This is a genomic window from Pseudomonas sp., from assembly GCF_033723075.1.
In the GTDB taxonomy this organism is placed as follows: Bacteria; Pseudomonadota; Gammaproteobacteria; order Pseudomonadales; family Pseudomonadaceae; genus Aquipseudomonas.
In genome coordinates this window covers 173,597-192,429 of the sequence record NZ_JAWVXU010000008.1, presented here as the reverse complement: position 1 = coordinate 192,429, position 18,833 = coordinate 173,597, and the positions used below count along the sequence as shown (strand labels likewise).

General features: G+C 64.3%; 16 protein-coding genes. 4 read left to right on the top strand and 12 right to left on the bottom strand.

Translation table 11 applies throughout. The annotated features are described in order from the left end of the window. Positions 1-79: 79 nt before the first annotated feature. The 4 genes from R3355_RS12000 to R3355_RS11985 form a co-directional block, all read right to left on the bottom strand. A complete protein-coding gene (locus tag R3355_RS12000; RefSeq protein WP_318961381.1) occupies positions 80-742 on the bottom strand; it encodes a DUF3313 domain-containing protein in 663 nt (220 codons plus the stop codon). A 17-nt stretch (positions 743-759) separates the two neighbouring features. Further along, positions 760-1,983 carry an OmpP1/FadL family transporter gene (locus tag R3355_RS11995; protein WP_318961380.1) on the bottom strand — a complete coding sequence of 408 codons (1,224 nt, stop codon included), beginning with the start codon at positions 1,981-1,983 and terminating at the stop codon, positions 760-762. 670 nt (positions 1,984-2,653) lie between these two features. Continuing rightward, a complete protein-coding gene (locus tag R3355_RS11990) occupies positions 2,654-3,157 on the bottom strand; it encodes a phosphate-starvation-inducible protein PsiE (protein ID WP_318948976.1) in 504 nt (167 codons plus the stop codon). 381 nt (positions 3,158-3,538) lie between these two features. Then, a complete protein-coding gene (locus R3355_RS11985; protein WP_318961379.1) occupies positions 3,539-4,006 on the bottom strand; it encodes a YbaK/EbsC family protein in 468 nt (155 codons plus the stop codon). Positions 4,007-4,294: 288 nt separating this feature from the next. Between R3355_RS11985 and R3355_RS11980 the strand changes: the two genes are divergently transcribed. Beyond that, positions 4,295-4,558, top strand: a complete 264-nt coding sequence (locus R3355_RS11980; protein WP_318948974.1) for a YebG family protein — start codon at positions 4,295-4,297, stop codon at positions 4,556-4,558. Positions 4,559-4,624: 66 nt separating this feature from the next. On the opposite strand, the gene R3355_RS11975 is transcribed toward R3355_RS11980, so the two are convergent. From R3355_RS11975 to R3355_RS11955, 5 genes are all read right to left on the bottom strand, one after another. After that, a complete protein-coding gene (locus R3355_RS11975; protein ID WP_318961378.1) occupies positions 4,625-4,879 on the bottom strand; it encodes a hypothetical protein in 255 nt (84 codons plus the stop codon). Positions 4,880-4,898: 19 nt separating this feature from the next. Further along, on the bottom strand, positions 4,899-6,005 hold the full coding sequence (locus tag R3355_RS11970; protein ID WP_318948972.1) for a dihydrolipoamide acetyltransferase family protein: 1,107 nt from the start codon (positions 6,003-6,005) through the stop codon (positions 4,899-4,901). A gap of 136 nt (positions 6,006-6,141) precedes the next feature. Beyond that, positions 6,142-7,128 carry an alpha-ketoacid dehydrogenase subunit beta gene (locus R3355_RS11965; RefSeq protein WP_318961377.1) on the bottom strand — a complete coding sequence of 329 codons (987 nt, stop codon included), beginning with the start codon at positions 7,126-7,128 and terminating at the stop codon, positions 6,142-6,144. Then, positions 7,121-8,215, bottom strand: a complete 1,095-nt coding sequence (gene pdhA, locus R3355_RS11960; protein ID WP_318961376.1) for a pyruvate dehydrogenase (acetyl-transferring) E1 component subunit alpha — start codon at positions 8,213-8,215, stop codon at positions 7,121-7,123. The genes R3355_RS11965 and pdhA overlap by 8 nt, the downstream gene beginning before the upstream one ends. A gap of 100 nt (positions 8,216-8,315) precedes the next feature. Then, positions 8,316-9,335, bottom strand: coding sequence for a Leu/Phe/Val dehydrogenase (locus tag R3355_RS11955; RefSeq protein WP_318961375.1), 1,020 nt, complete (start codon positions 9,333-9,335; stop codon positions 8,316-8,318). 176 nt (positions 9,336-9,511) lie between these two features. Here R3355_RS11955 and R3355_RS11950 point away from each other — a divergent pair, with 176 nt between their 5' ends. Continuing rightward, on the top strand, positions 9,512-10,312 hold the full coding sequence (locus R3355_RS11950; protein WP_318961374.1) for a SirB1 family protein: 801 nt from the start codon (positions 9,512-9,514) through the stop codon (positions 10,310-10,312). Positions 10,313-10,432: 120 nt separating this feature from the next. Here the strand turns inward: R3355_RS11950 and R3355_RS11945 are convergent, their stop codons facing one another. The 3 genes from R3355_RS11945 to R3355_RS11935 form a co-directional block, all read right to left on the bottom strand. Beyond that, on the bottom strand, positions 10,433-12,964 hold the full coding sequence (locus R3355_RS11945) for a LuxR C-terminal-related transcriptional regulator (protein WP_318961373.1): 2,532 nt from the start codon (positions 12,962-12,964) through the stop codon (positions 10,433-10,435). Between the two features lie 164 nt (positions 12,965-13,128). Then, a complete protein-coding gene (locus R3355_RS11940) occupies positions 13,129-14,499 on the bottom strand; it encodes a DUF1329 domain-containing protein (protein WP_318961372.1) in 1,371 nt (456 codons plus the stop codon). Positions 14,500-14,527: 28 nt separating this feature from the next. Then, positions 14,528-16,294 carry a DUF1302 domain-containing protein gene (locus R3355_RS11935; RefSeq protein WP_318961371.1) on the bottom strand — a complete coding sequence of 589 codons (1,767 nt, stop codon included), beginning with the start codon at positions 16,292-16,294 and terminating at the stop codon, positions 14,528-14,530. Positions 16,295-16,672: 378 nt separating this feature from the next. On the opposite strand from R3355_RS11935, the gene R3355_RS11930 reads away from it, so the two are divergent. Further along, the gene (locus tag R3355_RS11930) at positions 16,673-18,079 is read left to right on the top strand and encodes an FAD-dependent oxidoreductase (protein ID WP_318961370.1); all 1,407 of its coding nucleotides are present in this window, start codon (positions 16,673-16,675) and stop codon (positions 18,077-18,079) included. A gap of 363 nt (positions 18,080-18,442) precedes the next feature. Then, positions 18,443-18,826, top strand: a complete 384-nt coding sequence (gene gcvH / locus R3355_RS11925; protein ID WP_318948711.1) for a glycine cleavage system protein GcvH — start codon at positions 18,443-18,445, stop codon at positions 18,824-18,826. Positions 18,827-18,833: the final 7 nt, after the last annotated feature.

Below are 18,833 nucleotides of genomic sequence, written 5' to 3'. Positions count from 1 at the left end.
CGGTCATGCCAACGCCTTCGCGGCAGAAGGTACCGCCAAGGCGTTGGTCCATCCCACACTTGCTGTAATGCTGGCTCTACTAGAACCGCTCGATATCGCGCACGATGCCGTCGATCACGCCCTTGAGGGTGTCCAGGGTGACCTGCGCCTCGCGGTTCTCCAGCTCCTTGCCATAGCCCTTGCGCACCACCTGCAGGACTGGCTGGTCGGTACTGGCGTCGAGCAGTTCGGCTTCGACGAACAGCTCGGTGGTACGGTCGCGGGCGCCGCTGGCACTGCTGGCAGCGGCGGCCACCAGCGCGATCGGGATCACCTCGTAGGGTTTGAGCCCTTCGGCCTTGGTGTCCACACCAGTAATGGCGGCACGCAGGATCAGGGTGTTCGGCCCGGGCTGCGCACCGGCCTCGTGCACCTGGAAGCGCTGGCCAAAGGCAGCCTTGACCTGCTGGGAGGTGTACGCCTGCAAGTCTGCCAAAGCCGGGGCGCCGATCTGCTCGGACGGACTCGGGGCGGGATGGAAGCCTATCGACTGCACAATCACATGCTGGTAGTTGGCCAGACTGACGCCGGGTGCCATCCAGCGCAGGACCGGTTGGCCAGTGGCGGAAGTGGCCGGTTGCAGGCGCGAGTAGTCGGAGAGGAAGCCGGAATACTGCTCCGGCTCGGTGACCTTCGAGGCGCAGCCCGCAAGCAGCAGCGCGCAAAACAGTGACCCGGTGACGGCAAGGCTGGAACGCTTCATGGTGTTGCTCCTGTGGATCAGTAACGCCAGGTGATGGAACTGCTGAGGACATGAATGCCGGCATCGGCGAATTCGCCGGAAGTGCTGATGCGCCCATTCAGCCCCTTGCTCTGCGAAACGGGCATATCGCCCATCCAGATGAAGGCATAGCTGAGGTTCAGCTCGGCGCCCCGATCGAAGGCATAGCTGACACCGGTAGCCAGGCGCCAGGATTCGGCCATGGGTGTGTCGAAGGTGCGCTCGCTGTCGGAAACCGCCGAGCTGTCATACGCCAGGCCGGCTTGCCAGAGCAGCGCGGGCGTCGCCTGGTACTGACCGCCGACAGCCAGATGCCAGGTGTCGCGGTACTGGCGATCGACCGTTGCCGAAGTCGGGTTGTCAGAATCCAGTTCGATGCCGACCCGGCCGAACTCCGACCAGTCCTGCCAGCCGACACTGGCCAGCAGCGCCCACTGTGCGTCGAGGGCCTGGTAGAGGCTGAGGGTGGCGGTCTGCGGAATGCTCATGTCGATGCGCAGCGGCGCGCCGAGGATGCCGCGCGCTTCCAGCAGGCTGGAAAGTGCCGGGCGCAGGTTGTCGATGCTCAAACGATCCTCGAATTCGAGATCGACCGCCGTGGTGTAACTCAGGCCAATGCGGGTGCCGTCGCACGGCTGGTAGATCACCCCGAGGTTGGCGCCATAGCCCCAATCGTCGCCCTTGTAATGCAGTTGCCCGTCGGCGAAATTGCCGATGCCCAGCGGGTTGTTATCCACCGCCACGTGGTTTTCCAGCACGCCGTAAACCGCACGCAGGCCGAGGCCGATGGACCACTGCTCATTCAGCCGGTAGGCCAGGCTGGGTGCCAGCGAAACGCCCACGACGCTGGCATCCTGGACGAAATAACGGCCACTCCACTCTTCGTCGTAATCACCCGCCAGGCCGAAGTCGCCATACAGGCCAAAGCCGACGCTGAGGGCCTGGTTGACTGCATGGCTGACGAAGAAGCTGCCGCCCGGCATCCACTCGACAATGTTGCCGCTGTCATCACCGGGGATGCTGCCGACATCGGTATCCACGGAAAGATGGCCCTGTACCAGCTGCAAGCCGCCGCTGACCTGGGTGCCCGGCAAGAAGACCAGGCCGGCGGGATTGCTGGCCAGAGTCGACGGCCCCTGGGCACGTGCGGCGGCGCCGGCGTTGGCCAGGCTGACGTTATCGCTGGCGTACTCATACAGCAGGATGCCGCCAGCATGGAGCATGCTGGGACTCACGAGGCAAAGGAGACTGCTCAACCAGGCAAGGGACGGGCTCGCGATGCGCATTTCGACATCCTTTCCTTAAACAAAACAGCCGTTATGCCTCACGCTCCAGAAGAGCAGACGACGAGCTCGGTTGGACCTCTGAGCTAGAAGCGTAGTCAACACCCGGCGAAAAGTTCAATTAAATGGCACCTTGCCCCTTGCGCTTAGCCTGGATACCGACAAGCGTCAATTTCCCAGCAAAAGCCAGCCGCAGTCGTCCGGCCGCTAGGTCAAAGTGGCGGAGGGCTGTGGCCTATCGGCTGAAACCATGGGCTGGCGGTCGCGCATGCTCCGCTCGAGGCGCCGCCCCAAGTGACAGCGACAAAGGAGAAGCCGCAAGGCACCCCGGCCAGCGCTGGCGAAGCGAGGGCAAGGGTTTCATGCGGGGTATCCGGTCCGGCAATGAGAATGAATAGCCGAGGTCAGCCGCAGACAATCCGCCAGCGCCATACCGTGGCACGTCTGATCGGCACGCTGTGACCACTCAATTGCGCCGAAGCGGGCTCAGTCAGCAGCGCGGCACCGGTCGGGGAGATTGCGGGCCGCAGGCTCGGTGGTTGTGAAAATATCGAGCGCCGTCGCGAGACCGTCTCCAGGTGTTCGCAGTTGACGGGAGTTTTTCACAGACTCAGTCGTCGCCCTCGGTGTCGTCCTTCTCCGCCGCGTTGTCGGCCGGGTTGCGGCGCATGCGCGGGCCATCGGTTTGCACCGAAGGGAAGCGTGCGGAGGCGTAGCGCACCACCAGAATAGCCACGGCCAGCAACAGAATTGCCCCGGAAATCATCACCACGCCCATATCCGGGCGATGGTGGTGCGACACGTCGGAGATCAGCAAACGGGTCAGCGCGGTGATCGCCACATAGATCAGGAAGCGGATCGGCATATGGTTGGTCTTGAAGTAGATCCCGACCATTGCCCCCAGTTCGAGGTAGATGAACAGCAGCAGAATATCGTCGACCGTGGTGTGGCCCTTCTCGACCATACCGCTGAACGCCATCACCGCCGCCCAGGCGGTGGCCCCACCAATGGCGAACAACGCCAGGTAGTGAAAGCTCTCGACCAGCAAGTTGCCGAGCGATTCGGCCAGTCCATGCAGGTTCTCACGCAGCGTTTCGGCCCAATTCAATTTCAAGATGCAACTCCTCGGTAGTGGGCTCTGCGCCATGATCGACCCCGTAGGTGACGGTTGGATTATGCAGGATGAGAGCCAGCCAGACGGCTGAGAAGAGCGCTGTGCGGCAATAAGACACGCCCCTCGCAACACGGGAGCGCTGAGAGGCTGTGAAAAAACGCCCGTCTACTGCGGTAACGCTGTTCACCCAAGCCAGGTGAGCAGCATTCTTTTGTAGCCCTGAAGCAATCCGGGGAAGTCTGGCCCTGAAAAACCGCTCCCGGATTACATCCGGGCTACGCGTTGGGCGCCTGGAGGTGGCCTCGCGACGGCGCTCGATTTTTCACAGGCGCTGAATGGAGTCGGGCGGCGCCACACACCGCGGCGCCGCCCCGGGTCAGGCTATTCGCTGATTGGTCCGCACTGGGCGGTCGGCATGAGCTGGAGAAACTGCTCCGCACTCATATGCACCAGACCTTCATGATCGCCCGACTCGAAATACAGGTCCTTGAGCAGCATCAGCGACTCGTCGATCAGAGTTTCCATCTCGAAGGCGCTGCCCACCGGCGGAATCGCTCCGTTCGCGCAGTCGCTGAAACGCGGGCCGAACTCGTTTTCCCGCGCCAGCCGCCAGTGGCGCTTGGTCAATTTGTGCACCTTGTTGAGGTCGACCTGGTGGGTCGCCGGGACCACCGCCATCAGCCAATGGCCCTGAAAGTCGTCGAGAATCACCGACTTGGCCATCAGATGCGGTGGTATGCCGGCGCGCCGCGCCGCTTCACGGGCCGTTATCGAGGGATCGTGCTGCAGCATGTCGTAATGGGAGTGCTGCTGTGACAGGTAGTTTTGCAAACGGTTGGCCATGCTCATGGCGCACCTCCTAACGTTGGCTGAGAATCGACGCCAGCCTCGCCTCCCGCCGGAACCCACGACAACCGGAATGCTGTCGCGACGGGAGTATTGCGAGCCGTCCGGGCATCTCCCTGCCCCGTCTTGAGCAGCGCACAACAAGCGACTGTTCAACGTGTAAGTCTAGCGCATGGACAAGCCTGTGACCGATGCACTAGCCAGCCTCGGCCGACTGCTTTACACTGCGCCAGCACTGTATATATAAACAGTTTATTGCAACCCATCAGCGTGAAGGCGTAGAGGTGATGAATGGCCGTCGAAGTGGTGTACCGCAGCAGCCGGGATCTGGAGCGTTTATTTATGGATAAAGCCGAAGCCGACCGTCATGACAAGATGCTCGAACTGGCCGAGCTGCTCACCGACGTATTGCAAAAGGCCGTGCCTTCGCTGAACGAGCAACAAGGCGAAGAACTGGGCATCTTCATGGCCAAGAACCGCGAGATCTTCGCCAAGGCCTTCAAGAACCAACCGGATGCCCTCAGCGAACTGGCCCAGGATGACGCGGTTGAATAACCGCTGCGCTCGGCGGCCCGAAAAGATCTTTCGGCGGAGCTGAGCAGCGCTCTGGATAAGCAGCGCTCATGCCGGGCGTGCCGCCAACAGCCCCGGCAATGAGCCCCAGTTCAGGCTGGCACCGGCCAGCCCCATCAGTACGTAGACCCGCCAGCGCACGCTGCGCAGGGGCAACGTAGACAGGCAACGGCGCACCAGCCTGCTGGTCAGCAGCGGCAAGGCTTCAGCACTCAGCGGCGGTGAAAATATCGCGCGTCGTCGCGAGGCCGCCTCCAGGCGTTCGCGGCAAGGCGTCTGGAGATGGTCGCAGTCGCCGGGCATTTTTTCACAACCTCTGAGGTTATTCCGGGGCCTCCAGCGCCTGCACCAGCGCCTTGAGAAACCGCGCGGCCTCACCGCCGGTGACCGCGCGGTGATCGAAGGTCAGCGACAGCGGCAGGATCGGATGCACCACTACCTTGCCATCGCGCGCCACCGGCTCGTCGCGGATACCCCCGGCGCCGATGATCGCCACCTGCGGCGGCATAACCACCGGGTTGGCATAGCGGCCGAACAGGGTGCCGAAATTGGACAGGGTGATGGTCGCCCCCATCATTTCCTGGGGCGGGATCGAGCGCGCCTTGACGTCGGCGCGCAGGCGCGCAACCCCGTCTTTCAAGTCCTCGGCCGTGCGTTCGCCGACATTGCGCAACACCGGAACGAACAGACCGTCCGCAGTATCCACGGCGATGCCCAGATCGAGTTGCGCATGGCGCTTGAGCGACAGGCTCTTGCCGTCGAACCAGCTGTTCAGTAACGGCTCCACCTGGCAGGCGGCGGCGATCGCCTGGGCGATGCGCACCAGTGGATCGCGCGCCTGCGGCCAACGATGCAGATCGGCGTCGCCGACAATGAACACCGGCACCACCTCGGCATGCGCACGCGCCATGTTGATCGCCATGCTGCGCCGTACTCCGCGCAGCTTGTCGCCGCCGAACTTGTCACGGGCGTTCTGGGTCGCGGCTTCGACATCGCCACGGGTGATCAGGCCAGCAGCTCCAGAGCCGCTCAGACCACTCAGGTCGACGCCAAGCTGGCGGGCCAGCTGGCGTACTGCAGGGGTCGCGCGCGGCGCCAGATGCTCGCGGGTCGAAGGCGCGGCGCCGACGAAGAAGCTGTCTGCCTGCGCCTCGCCACCGCCTTCCAGACGACCGACCACCGTGCCGGCATCGGCCTCGCCCTCGTAGGCCAGCAGCGGCTCGCCGACATGCAGGATGTCGCCCTCGGCGCCGAAGGTCTTGGCCACCACGCCGTCGTAGGGCGCGGGGATTTCGACGATAGCCTTGGCGGTTTCCACCGCAACCAGCAGTTGGTCGGTCTTTACCTCGTCGCCGGCCTGCACATGCCACTCGACGATTTCGGCCTCCTGCAGGCCTTCGCCGAGGTCGGGCAGTTTGAAGTATTTCATTTCTCGTCCTCCCGAAGGATGCACCCTGCACCCCCCCATATCGGTTGTCGCAGATCGGCTCAACGGCTTGGTGCGCACGGCGCACCCTACGTCGGGCATCCCGTAGAGTGCGCCGTGCGCAGCATTGCCCCAAGGATCAGGCGTAATCCAGCACCGCATCGCAGGCCGCGAGGATGTCCTCGACGCCGGGTATGTAGAGTTGCTCCAGGCGGTACAGCGGCGGCGGGATATCCGGCGCGGTGACCCGCTGGATCGGCGCCTGCAAATCCAGCAAGGCGCGCTCGTACAGGCTGGCGGCGATTTCAGCGCCGACCCCACAACTCTTCGGCGCCTCGTGCACGATCACGCAACGTCCGGTCTTGCGCACCGAGGCCTCGAGGGTATCCAGATCCAGCGGCTTGATGCAGGCGACGTCGATCACCTCGGCAGACACCCCGCGCTCCTGCAGCTGCGCGGCCGCCTGCAGAGTCTCATGGACGCTGGCGCCCCAACTGATCAGGGTCAGGTCACTGCCCTCGCGCAGGGTGAAGCAGCTGTCCAGCGGCAGGCGTTTGCCATCGTCATGCAGCACCTGCGGATTCATCCGGTACAACCGCGTGGGCTCGAGAAAGATCACCGGATCGGGATCGTCGATGGCCGCCAGCAGCAGGCCATAGGCGCGCGCCGGCGAGGACGGGATGACCACACGCAGACCGGGAATATGGGCGAACATCGCCTCGGTGCTTTCACTGTGGTGTTCCGGCGCACGGATCCCCGCCCCCATCGGTGTGCGCAACACCATGGGGCAGCTCAACCGGCCGCGGGTGCGATTGCGCAGGCGACTGGCATGGGAGACCAACTGGTCCAGCGCCGGGTAGATGAAGCCCATGAACTGGATTTCCATCACCGGCTTCAAGCCTTGCGCAGCCATGCCGACCGCCAGGCCGGCGATCATGGTCTCGGCCAGTGGCGTGTCGATCACCCGCTTGAAACCGAAGGTGTCGCGCAGGCCTGCAGTGGCGCGGAATACGCCGCCATTGACGCCAACATCCTCGCCCAGCACCACCACATCCGGGTCCTCGTACATGGCCCGGTGCAGGGCCAGGTTGACCGCCTCTAATAATGTCAGCTTGGCCTCACTCATGACTGGCCTCCTCCCGGCGGGCGACGCGCTCCCGGAGCATGTCGCGCTGCTCGGCCAACACTGCCGGCCACTGCGCGTAGACATAGTCGAATACCGTCTCGGCGGGCGGATTGCCGACGGCTTCGAAGGCCTCCACCGCCTGTTGCACCAGGCCCTGACACTCGCCGATCAGCGCCTGCTCGCGACCTTCGTCCCACACGCCCTGGGCGGCGAGATAAGCCTGCAGGCGCTTGACCGGCTCTTCCTGCCAGGCCTGCTTGACCTCTTCGGCACTGCGGTAGCGGGTGGCATCGTCGGCGGTGGTGTGGTCGCCGAGGCGGTAGCTGATGCACTCCAGCAACACCGGCCCCTTGCCGTGGCGGGCACGCTCCAGGGCGACCTGCATGCGCTCGTAAACGGCGAGGATGTCGTTGCCGTCGACCTGCTCGCCGGGGAAGCCGGCGCCTATGGCCTTCTGCGCCAGAGTCGCGGCGCCGCACTGGATGCGCCTGGGCACCGAGATCGCCCACTGGTTGTTGTTGACCACGAACACCACCGGCAATTGCCAGGCGCCTGCGACATTGAGCGCTTCGAGAAAGTCGCCCTTGCTGGTCGCGCCATCGCCGCAGGTGGTGACGGCGACCCGATGCTCGCCGCGAATCTTCATCGCCGTGGCCACGCCGCAGGCATGCAGGGCCTGGGTGGCGATCGGCACGCAGAGCGGAAAGTCCTGGGCCACCGCCGGGTCGACGTAGGCGCTGCCGCGCTCGTCGCCGCCCCAATAGAGGAGGATCTCCTCCATCTTCACCCCGCGCATCACCTGCACCGCGGTGTCGCGGTAATAGGGCACCAGCACGTCCTCGGGCTTCATCAAGGCGCCGATGGCCACGCCTATGGCTTCCTGGCCGATGGTCGGCGCGTAGGTGCCGATGCGCCCGGTGCGCTGCAGGGCCACGGCCTTCTGGTCGAACAGTCGGGTCAGGACCATCTGCCGGTACAGGCGGACCAGCAAGTCGAAGTCGTCGGCCCACGCCGGCAAGGCGCCCAGCAGACGGCCCTGCGGATCGAGGTAGCGGATATAGGGTATGTCGGGATTGAGCGGGTTCATGGACGTTTCCTCGGCACTTTGTGAGTGTGCTGACAACGGCCGACGCTTGTGGCATCGGCTGAGGCTGGCCGGCTGGCCAGAAGCAAAAGAACAAGCAGGGTCAGCCGTACAGCAAACGCTCGGCCAGGGCATCGGCAACCCGCGCGGGTGAGCGCTTGTCGGCCTGGGCGTGGGCGTAGATCTCGGTCAGGCGCAGACTGATCTGCTTCAGGTGCGTAGTGATCGCCTCCGGGCTCTCGCCACGGTGCCTGAGGGCGACGTAGATCAGCCCGCCGGCATTGATCACATAATCCGGGGCATAGAGAATCCCGCGCGCTTGCAGGGTGTCGGCGATGTCGGCGCTGGCCAGTTGGTTGTTCGCCGCACCGGCCACTGCCGAGCAACGCAGCTGGCCAACTGTTTCGCCATTCAGCACGCCACCGAGGCCGCAGGGCGCGAGGATGTCGCAAGGTGTGGCGAGCAAGGCATCGCTGGCCACCGGGTGCGCGCCCAGTTGTTCCACCGCCAGTTGCACCCGGCCGCCATCCAGGTCGCTGACCAATAACTCGACACCGGCCGCGTGCAGTTGCTCGGCGAGCGCATAGCCGACGTGACCAAGCCCCTGGATGGCCACGCGCAAGCCTTGCAGATCATCGCCGCCCAGGCGCTCCTGAGCCGTGGTGCGAATCCCGGCGAATACGCCCATGGCCGTGTGCGGCGAAGGATCGCCCTCGCTCATGGTGCTGGTAACGTGCTGGGTGTGCTGGGCGATGCAGTCCATATCGACGCTGGAGGTGCCACTGTCCACCGCGGTGATATAGCGACCATTGAGTGTCTCGATAAAGCGACCGAACGCCTCGAACAGCGCCCCGCGATTGTCGACATGTGCCGGTCGGATGATCACCGCCTTGCCGCCGCCCTGGGCAAGACCCGCCAAGGCGGCCTTGTAGCTCATGCTCTGGGCCAGGCGCACGGCATCGCGGATGGCACTCTGTTCGTCGGGATAAGCCAGGTAGCGGCAGCCACCCAGGGCCGGGCCGAGACGTGTGTTGTGGATGGCGATTATGGCCTTGAGGCCCGTGACTGGATCCTGCGTGAGGTGCAATTCCTCAAGCCGGGCGGCTTCCATCATGGCGAACATGCTGTGGCTCCCTTGCTTCTGGTTACAGCCAGTATAGGTGCAGCCCCCGAAAGCGCCCGGTCAGGCCGGCATAAGTGCAGCCGCGGGCAAAGCCAAGTCGCATAAACAAAATCCAGGTGCAACACTGGACGCCGCCCAGCAAGGCGGTTACAACCGAGTCTTGTGCGGAGGTAACCATGAGCCCACGCCAGACCTGTCTTGCCTGCCTTGAGCGAGAACCGCCCGCGGTCTTCGAGGCGGCGCTATGGATTGCCGCCGAACACGATCCAACCCTGCAACCGGCCGAGGTGCTGCGTGAGTTCAGCACGCTGCAGCAGCAAATCAGCCTCGGTTTGCCCGCCTTGCCACCGCGGGAGCTGGCGCAACCGCTGCTGCGCCGCCTGAGCGAGCTGGACTTCCGCGAAGACGACAGCCCGCCACGCCCACAGGTCGCCCTGTTGCACAAGGTTATCCAGCGCCGCCGCGGACAACCGCTGGCGCTGGCATTGATCGCCCTGGAGCTGGCGCGACGCCTGGAGATTCCGTTGCAAGGGGTGAACTTTCCCGGACATTTCCTGCTGCGGGTAACGGGCGCCGATCACCTGCTCGACCCCTGCGGCGGACGGCGCCTGTACACCCGTGACTGCCGCGAACTGCTGATCCGCTACCAGGGCGCCCAGGCCGAACTCGGTGCCAGTCACATGCGCGCCTGCGATGGCCGCAGCATGCTGCAACGGCTCTCACGCAACCTGCATCACCTGCACCTGCTGGAAGAGGACTACCTGGCGGCATTGAAAGATGCCGAACGCGTGTTGCTGCTGGGCGCGCCCACGGTGGCCGACCACCTGGCCCGCGCCGAGCTGTACCAACGCCTGGAGTGCCCCCGGGCCGAGCGCTTCGATGTGCAGCACGCCCTGCTGCTGTGCGAGGACCCGGCACAACGCATGCTGCTCGCCGAGCGCCTGCGTCAGCTCGGCACGCCCCCGCCCCTGCATTGACTCACCCGGGCGGCGATCCGCTCGGAGCGCAGCGACAGCCCTTTGCGCCACCCGGTGAGCCATGGCGTACTGCCTGCGGCGAGTAGTGCCCTACGGTGTGACAACGAGACATTCCCCTGCCTACAACACCCCCAATGCCTTGGCCCGCGCCACTGCCTGGGTGCGCCGGGCGACGCCGAGCTTGCCGTTGATCCGCCGGGCATGGGTCTTCACCGTATGCAGGGAAATAAACAGCTGTTCGGCGACTTCCTGATTGGACAGGCCCTGGGCAATCAGGCGTAGCACGGTCAGCTCGCGGCTACTGAGGCAGGCATCTGCTGCCGCCGGCATTTCGCCGACTGCCGCCAGGGGCGGTTCGTCGGCGGCGAACCACAGCCCCTGATAATTCAGGCGCTGACGCAGGCTTTGCGCGGTCTGACGGGCCTGGTTTGCCGCCGGCAGATCGGCGCAGGCACTGCAGGCCTCGGCATAGCTTGACCAGAGCTCACTGGCGAACGCCTGACGACCCTGCGCCACGGCCTGGTCGAGCAGCCGCTGCAGCGCCTCGCGGACATCGATGCCATGCGCCATGTCGAGGCACAGCAGCAAATGCTCCAGGCGCAGGAACAGCTCGGGAAAATTCGGCGGCGGCACGCTGGTCTCTAGTCGGTGGCCCAGCACCCGGGTCATGGCTTCGCGAGCACGCTCGTGATGCCCCTGGTAGATCCACAGGCGGCTGCTGGCCAGCAACAGCACGCCGCGATAAAGGGCATCGCTGATCCGGTGGCGCTGCATCCAGCGCTCGGCTTCGCCCAGGTGGGCGAATGCGGCGGGAATATCGCGGCGGCAGGTGGCCAACTCGGCCAGGCCCAGATAGCCATGAAAGGCACCCGGATCGCCACCGACCCGAGCATCCTCGAGCCCGGCTTGCAGCTGGCTGGCCGCATGCTCGATGCAACCTTGACGCAGCGCCAGGCGCCCCAGGCGCAGGAGAATCCTGCCGCGTACCGGCGTCTGCCGTAGCGACTGCGCGTCCATCTGTTCGAGCACCCGCTGCAGCAGTGCCTCGGCGCGGGCAAACTCGCCGCGCGCCTCCAGCAGCAGCGCATGATCGAGTTCCAGCAAGGCCTCGAATACCGCACTGCCGCAACGCCGCGCCTGCTTCAGCACCTCATAGCTGAGCTGCTGCGCCTGTTCCAGCTGGCCTTCGCCGATGGCGATCTGGGTCAGCACCGAACGGCACAACAGGGACTGGGCCCAGGCGGTATCCGGCAACGTCGACAGCGCCTCGAGCAGGTGCGTGCGCGCCTCGACCGCATGACCGCGGCCATAGGCGGCAATCCCGCGAATCGCCTGCCACTGGGCGAACAGCTCGGCCAGACGCTCGGCATCGCCACGCGGCTGAAAGCGCGCCAACTGATCGACGCAGGCCTGCGCCTCCTCCAGGCGCCCGACCAGCAACAAGGCCCAGGCGTTCAGCAGAATCAGGCGTGGCGTGCTGGTCAGCAGGCTGTCGGGCAGCGAACTGCGCCAGTGCAGAATCAGTGCCAGATCCTGGCCCTGGAGCAGTCGTTCCTCGGCGAAGCGCTCGAGAAAACTGGCCGCGACTTCTGGCTGGCCACCCTTGAGCGCATGCTCCACCGCCTCGCGCACGTCGCCGCGGGCTGCAAACCACTGGCTGGCATGCAGGTGCAGGCTGGTACAGGGCGCGGCCTTGGCCCGCTGCTGCAGCAGATGGGCCAGCGGCGGGAAGACTTCGAGCCAGTCTGGCGCGCCCTCCACTTCATTGATGAACAGGCCGCGTGCGCGCAACGCCTGCAACCAGGCCGCGCCCTCACCCACGCCCAGCAGGTGTTCGCAGAGTTCATCGTTGAAGCGTGGAATCAGCGCCAACTGGCAGAGTGCATGGCTCAGTTCGGCAGGCAGGCCCTGCAGCACCTCATGCTCGATATAGTCGCGCAGCAGTTCATTATGTTCCTCGCACAGCGGCGGCCCCGAGCCCTCGCGTTCACCCTGGGCGGCCAGCAGACGCAAAGCCGCCGGCCAGCCGCGGGTCAGGGCGAACAGGTTGTTTGCGCGACTCGAGCGTAGCGCATCCACCTGCTGCAACCAGGCGGCGACCTCGTCCTGGGTGAAGGCCAGCTCCGCGCTGCCCAGCTCGAACAACTCTCCCTCCAGCAGCAGGCGTGGCAGATTACAGGCCGGGCGCCGCCGGCTGCCAAGCCACCAGACGAGGTTGGCCGGCGAAGCGCAGAGCAGACGATCGAGACAGGCATCGAGTTCGCCATCGGGCTCGCGCGGATAGTCGTTGAGCATGATCCACAGCGTGCGTTGCTCCTGCTGCACGGCAGCCAGGAGTTCGGCTTCGCTCAAACTCGGTGGGTAACCCAGGGCGACGGCCAGTTGTCGACAGAACTCCACCGGCGAGACGGGCTGCCCTGCGCAGTTGAGCCACAGCGGCGAGTATTCGGGCGGACATTCGCGGGCGCAGTCGGCGAGCAGCACCGACTTGCCGAACCCCGCCGGGGCGATCAACAAACGCAGGCGACAGTCCTGGACGAGCAAGCGGCGCTGCAACTGTGCGCGCTGAACATGCCCTGGCGGTTGACGCGGTAGCACGCTCTTGGCGCAGGACGGCAGTGCGATGGACAGCGATGGCGCGTAGGCGGTCATGACGGCTCGTATTGATTTTGTAAGGGGAGCAGTGCTCATGAGACTAGACCCGAACCTGGGTACACAGTAGCTGTATTAGCATAGTTAATATTCGACGATAAAAAAAAGGCGGCCCTAAGGCCGCCCAATTAAGGAGGAGCAGTGACAACAGTGACGCTGTCGCCCTACCGCACGCCGGAACTGCGCAAGGCTGCCGGGGTGTAGTCGGCGGCACTGGCCTTGAAGCCGAAGGCGTAGGCGGATTTCTCTTCGTTCTTCATGCCCAGAGCCAGGTAGCGGCCGGCGACGATGTCGTAGAGGGCCTCCAGAGTGTAGGCCGGCACCTTTTGGTGGTAGTAGTTCTGCGCATGCCCCTCGGCGACGCGCCACAGCTGGCCGCGACCGTCGTAATGGTCGACCAGGGCCAGCTGCCAGCTGTCCTCGTCGAAGTACATGTGGCGCTTGGCGTAGATGTGTCGCTCGCCGGACTTCAGCGTAGCCTCCACTTCCCAGACCCGGTGCAGCTCGTAACGGGTCAGGTCCTGGTTGATATGCCCGGCCTTGATCACGTCGTCGTACTTCAGGTTGGGCGAATCCAGCTTGTAGCTGTTGTAGGGGATGTACATCTCCTTCTTGCCCACCAGTTTCCAGTCGTAACGATCGGGCGCGCCAGAGAACAGGTCGAAGTTGTCCGCCGTACGCATGCCGTCGGCCGCGGTGCCTGGTCCGTCGTAGGCGACCTGCGGGGCGCGGCGCACACGGCGCTGACCGGCGTTGTAGATCCACGCCAGACGCGGTTCCTTGACCTGATCGATGGTCTCGTGGACCAGCAGCACGTTGCCGGCCAGGCGCGAAGGCGCAGTCACCCGCTGTTTGAAGTAGAGCAGGATATTGCTCGCCTTGGCCGGGTCGACATCGGGCATGTCAGAGGGGAAGGCAATTTCGTCCTCGAATTTGACAATGCTGTAGGAACCACCGGTCTGCGGCGTGGCCTGGGTGATGTAGCGCTTGACGTTACCGCCGCGGTAGCGGGTGATGTGGTTCCACACCACCTCGACCCCACTCTTGGGAATCGGGAAGGCGTAGTAGCGGCTGTCACTGAAGTTCTGCAGCCCGTTACCGCCGTCCACCGGAATGGTGTTCAGGGCGCTCTGCTTGGCCGCGGCGTAGATCTCATCGGGCAGCGCAGCGCTGCGATGGGTCGGGTAGACCGGGATCTTGTAGGTGTCGGCATAGCGCGTGAACATCGCCATTTGCCCAGGGGACAGCTTGTCCTTGTACTGCGCGGCATTGGCTGCGGTGATGGTGAACAACGGCTGTTCGTTGGCGAACGGGTCGGCGAGGAAGCCCTTGCCATCGACCGCGCCGGCATTGGTCGGCAGACCGCCGGTCCAGGCCGGGATGCTGCCATCGGCGTTGCCGGCCATTTCCGCGCCTATCGGGGTCAGGGTTGTACCCAGTTGCGCCGCCTCTTGCTCGGAGACGGCGGCCATCACACTGGTCGCCAGCAGCGTCAGGGCCAGCGCACCGGTTTGCAGGATTCTTGTCGTTTTCATCATGTACGGATCCTTTGCGCGTGGTTGATCAGAAGTTCGCACCGAAACTCAGGGCAACGAAGTCTCGGTCGGTGATGGTGTTGTACTCGCCGCCAAAGAAATCGGTGTAGCTGAGGCTGGCATTATAGGTGTTCTGGTAATCGGCACTCAGACCGAGGCTGATGGCCTTGCTGCCCTCATTGAAGTTTGGCCCATAACCGTCGACGTCGTGCGACCAGGCGACACTCGGGGTCAGGTTGATCCCGGCGATCACGTTGCTGTAGTCGGCGCTGGCACGCACGCGGTAGCCCCAGGAACTGCTGGTGTAGAAGCCGTCGCCCTGGCACTCGTCCGGGTTGGCGGCATTGAACGCGGCGCACACGCCCGGCGCGCTGAACTCGCCGGCGCCGAAGATCGGGTCGCGACCGAAACGCAGTTCGCTGGGGTCGTCCTTGATGCCGCCGATGTGGTTGTAGCCGACCTCACCGATCAGGGTCAGACGGCTGGCGCCGAGCACCCGGTCGATGAACTGGATCGCGGTGACCTGGGCCTGGGTAAAGGGTTTGCGCTCGTAGCCGTGGATGTCACCGCTGGCGACGTTCTGCGCGTGACCGCTCTCGAATATCGGGTTGAACGGCAGGCCGAGGGCAGCGAAGGAGACATCGGTGGAGTTGATCTGCATCGGCATGTTCGGCCGGTAGCTGACTTCACCGGACAACGCGGTACCGCCGACGTTGGTCTGGAAGCTCAAGCCATAGAGGCGGATATCCTCCGGGTACTCGATGAAGTAACGGGCGTTCGGCGCACCGGGAATGAAGGTGGCAAAGTTCGGCGTGGTGGTGCGAATGGAGCTGAATACCGGGCCGCGGCTGTGGTAGTTCAATGCATAGAGGCCGAACTCGGTGTCGTTCAGCTGCTCGGAAAACCAGCGCAAGGCCAGCCCGTACTGGCCACTGTCCCGCGCATCGCGGTCGCCGGCACGCGGAATGTAGGCGTTGTCGACGAACGAGTTGGTCGACTCGCCCGGCGGCAGGTCCGGGCCGAACACGGTCAGGCGATCATCGCAGCCGTCGGCCACCACATCGGTGGTGGAGAAGAAGGTGCCGCAGTTATCCACCACGGTCTGATCCCATTCCAGCTGATAGAAGGCTTCCATGCTCAGCGAGTCGTTCAGAGCCTGCGAGACATAGAGCATGTTGACCGGAATCAGCCCTTCCTTGATCTCTGCGCCGGGACGACGGAAGGCGGCCACATCGACCGGGTTGATCGAGTTGATCGAGTTCTGGATGAAGGTGCTCTCGCCCCAGCTAACCACCTGCTTGCCGACCCGCACACTGCCCGGCAGGTCGCCGATGCTGTAGTTGTGGTAGATGAAGGCATCGAGAATTTGCGCGCCGGAAGACTGCGCCGCCTCCTTGCGATTGTGGTCCTGGATGTCATAGAACAAGCGACTCTCGTCCTTGGTCTCGAAGTCGTACCAGTACTTGCCGCGGATAAACACGCCGGTATCGCCGTATGTCAGCTGGAGGTCGTGGATGCCCTTGAAGATTTTCGAGAAGGTCTCGCCTTTCTTGAAGTTCAGCCGGCCGTCGTCCGAGGTCCGCGAAGAGGCCTCGCCGCCGCTGGCAGTGGAGATGAAATCCGGATCGGCGCTACGCACCGACCAACTGGCACCGACCGACAGCGCCGAGTCGAACTGCCCCTCAACCTCGCCGACATTAAAAGTAATCGCTTGGACCGGCGCGACACAGCCCAGAGCGACGGCAATTGCCAGCGCGCACGGCTGGAAGCTTGCATGCCTTGTTTTTGTTGTCATGCGGCTCTCCTGGAAAGCATGGTTACGTGTTGAGGCCCCAAGTTACCCAGCGCCACCCGTGTGGATAAGCGCCCGAAAGAGGTATTTGCCCTGTCAACCGAAAGAGTGAATGCCCCCTCTAGCACGCCCTATAGACACAACCCCATGAGTCAGCTCGATGGGCTGCCATAGCGCCGATGAATAGCGCCTGCAAACGGGGGAAGCCTCTCCACGGACACCACGCCCAAGACCGTACGCGGAGCCCGGCTTTTGTAACAGAGCCGCCCTGGCGCGATGCTTTGGGCCTACAGGGCAGACCTGCCCATGAGGCTGCCAATGCTCGGCAAGCGCCCGCCACCGGGTAAACTGGTCCGCGCGCAGACCCTGAGGAGAAAATCGATGTCACCACACCCGCCCATCAGCCTGTGGATGGATCAACTCGACCCGCCCCTGACGCCACGCCCGGCCCTGCAGGGACGCCTGGAGGTCGACGTGGCGATCATCGGCGCCGGTTACACCGGTTTGTGGACCGCCTACTACCTCAAACGCCAGACCCCCGAGCTGCGCATCGCCGTGGTCGAGGCCGAGTACGCCGGCTATGGCGCCTCGGGGCGCAATGGCGGCTGGCTGATGGGCAACCTGCTCGGCGAAGACCGCCTGCTCGCCGGCTTGCCTGCCGAACAGCGACTGGCCGCCTTCGACCTGCTGCACGGCATCCCCGACGAGGTGGCAGACGTGCTGCAGCGCGAGGACATCGCCTGCGACTATCGCAAGGGCGGCGTGCTCTATTGCGCAGCGCGTTACCCGGAGCAGGAGCACCGCCTGCGCACCTGGCTCGACTCGCTGTACGGCGAAGGCCTCAGCGAAGCCGACTACCGCTGGCTGGCGCCGGGCGAACTGAACCAACAGCTGCGCATCAACGGCCCGCTCGGCGCCATCCACAGCCCGCACTGCGCCACCATCCAGCCGGCCAGACTGGTGCGCGGCCTGGCCCAGACGGTCGAACGCCTGGGCGTGCAACTGTTCGAGCAGAGCCGCGTGACGCATTGGCAGCCGGGCCTGCTGCGCACCGCCCAGGGCGAGCTGCGCGCCGAATGGGTGGTACCGGCGGTGGAAGGGTACGCCGCCGAACTGCCGCTGCTGCGTCGCTATCAGCTGCCGGTGCAGAGCCTGCTGCTGGCCACCGAACCGCTGTCGAGCAGCCAGTGGGACGAAATCGGCCTCGATCGCGGCCAGGCCTTCAGCGAGTTCAGCCGCCAGGTCACCTATGGCCAGCGCAGCGCCGACGACCGTCTGGTGTTCGGCGCCCGTGGCGGTTACCGCTTCGCCGGCAAACTACGGCAGAACTTTGACCTGAATGCCGAGGAAATCGGCCTGCGCCGCTACCTGTTCGGCGAGCTGTTCCCGCAGTTGCGCAACGTCGAGATCAGCCATGGCTGGGGCGGCAACCTCGGTATGGCGCGGCGCTTCCAGCCGCACATGCTGCTCGATCGCAGCAACCGCATCGCCCTCTCCGGCGGTTACGGCGGTGAAGGTGTCGGCGCCAGCAACCTCGGCGGGCGCACCCTGGCGGAGTTGATTCTCGGCAAGGCTACGCCTCTTACCGAGCAACCCTGGGTACTCGGCGAGCGACCTTTGACGGCGCTCAAAGCCTGGGAACCGGAGCCCAGCCGCTGGCTCGCTTACAACGCCATCATCCACAGTTTCACTCATGAGGATCGCGTACTGGCCAACCCGCACAGCCCAGCCTGGCGTCGCGCCCTGGCCGCCAAGCTGGCGGACTTCATGGAAGGCCTGATGCGCTGAGCGGCGGGGTCCGCGTCAACGCAGGGTGGGCTTCAGCCCACCCTGCGGACTCAATCCCCACCCGTATCTAAATCAATACAGCGTAACGAAAGCAACACAAGAGCGACATAAACCTGCCAACCCGCGACATACAGGGCCTTCCCTCGCCGTTTCTGCACCACCCCACCAGCCCCGTATCGAATTCGCTACAGTCGATTTACCCACAGTCATTCTCAACAACACATAAGTAATTGAATTTATTGATAAAAATAACAATGGCATCGCACTTGCTAGAGTCTCTACCCAAAGCGCTCGCCCCGTTGCGAGCGCCTTGTTCATCGCCCGCATGAGAAAGGGCGAACCTGACCATTTTGAGGAATCCCCATGAGCGAGTTGCGTTTTACCGTCGAACACGAATGGCTGCGTCAGGACGCCGATGGTCTGGTCACCGTGGGCATCACCGCCTACGCTCAGGAAGCCTTGGGTGATGTGGTGTTCGTGCAACTGCCGGACCTGCAGAGCTACGCCGAAGGCGCAGAAGTCGCGGTTCTCGAGTCGGTAAAAGCAGCCAGCAACATCGCCATGCCGCTGGACGGTGAAGTGCTCGAAGTCAACGCCGAGCTGGAAGCCAGCCCGGAGCTGGTCAACGAAGACCCGCTGGGCAAAGGCTGGTTCTTCCGCTTCCGTCCGGCCAATGCCAGTGCCGTGGCTGACCTGCTCGACCAGGCCGCTTACGAGCGCCTGCTCAACGCCAACGCCGACGCCTGAGAGAGCA

What these genes read in the sequence shown, in the direction of transcription:
- R3355_RS12000 (WP_318961381.1), bottom strand. Translation starts at nt 742, where the DNA reads ATGAAGCGTTCCAGCCTTGCCGTCACCGGGTCACTGTTTTGCGCGCTG.
- R3355_RS11995 (WP_318961380.1), bottom strand. Translation starts at nt 1,983, where the DNA reads ATGCTCCATGCTGGCGGCATCCTGCTGTATGAGTACGCCAGCGATAAC.
- R3355_RS11985 (WP_318961379.1), bottom strand. Translation starts at nt 4,006, where the DNA reads ATGAGCATGGCCAACCGTTTGCAAAACTACCTGTCACAGCAGCACTCC.
- R3355_RS11980 (WP_318948974.1), top strand. Translation starts at nt 4,295, where the DNA reads ATGGCCGTCGAAGTGGTGTACCGCAGCAGCCGGGATCTGGAGCGTTTA.
- R3355_RS11975 (WP_318961378.1), bottom strand. Translation starts at nt 4,879, where the DNA reads ATGCCCGGCGACTGCGACCATCTCCAGACGCCTTGCCGCGAACGCCTG.
- R3355_RS11970 (WP_318948972.1), bottom strand. Translation starts at nt 6,005, where the DNA reads ATGAAATACTTCAAACTGCCCGACCTCGGCGAAGGCCTGCAGGAGGCC.
- R3355_RS11965 (WP_318961377.1), bottom strand. Translation starts at nt 7,128, where the DNA reads ATGAGTGAGGCCAAGCTGACATTATTAGAGGCGGTCAACCTGGCCCTG.
- pdhA (WP_318961376.1), bottom strand. Translation starts at nt 8,215, where the DNA reads ATGAACCCGCTCAATCCCGACATACCCTATATCCGCTACCTCGATCCG.
- R3355_RS11955 (WP_318961375.1), bottom strand. Translation starts at nt 9,335, where the DNA reads ATGTTCGCCATGATGGAAGCCGCCCGGCTTGAGGAATTGCACCTCACG.
- R3355_RS11950 (WP_318961374.1), top strand. Translation starts at nt 9,512, where the DNA reads ATGAGCCCACGCCAGACCTGTCTTGCCTGCCTTGAGCGAGAACCGCCC.
- R3355_RS11945 (WP_318961373.1), bottom strand. Translation starts at nt 12,964, where the DNA reads ATGACCGCCTACGCGCCATCGCTGTCCATCGCACTGCCGTCCTGCGCC.
- R3355_RS11940 (WP_318961372.1), bottom strand. Translation starts at nt 14,499, where the DNA reads ATGAAAACGACAAGAATCCTGCAAACCGGTGCGCTGGCCCTGACGCTG.
- R3355_RS11935 (WP_318961371.1), bottom strand. Translation starts at nt 16,294, where the DNA reads ATGACAACAAAAACAAGGCATGCAAGCTTCCAGCCGTGCGCGCTGGCA.
- R3355_RS11930 (WP_318961370.1), top strand. Translation starts at nt 16,673, where the DNA reads ATGTCACCACACCCGCCCATCAGCCTGTGGATGGATCAACTCGACCCG.
- gcvH (WP_318948711.1), top strand. Translation starts at nt 18,443, where the DNA reads ATGAGCGAGTTGCGTTTTACCGTCGAACACGAATGGCTGCGTCAGGAC.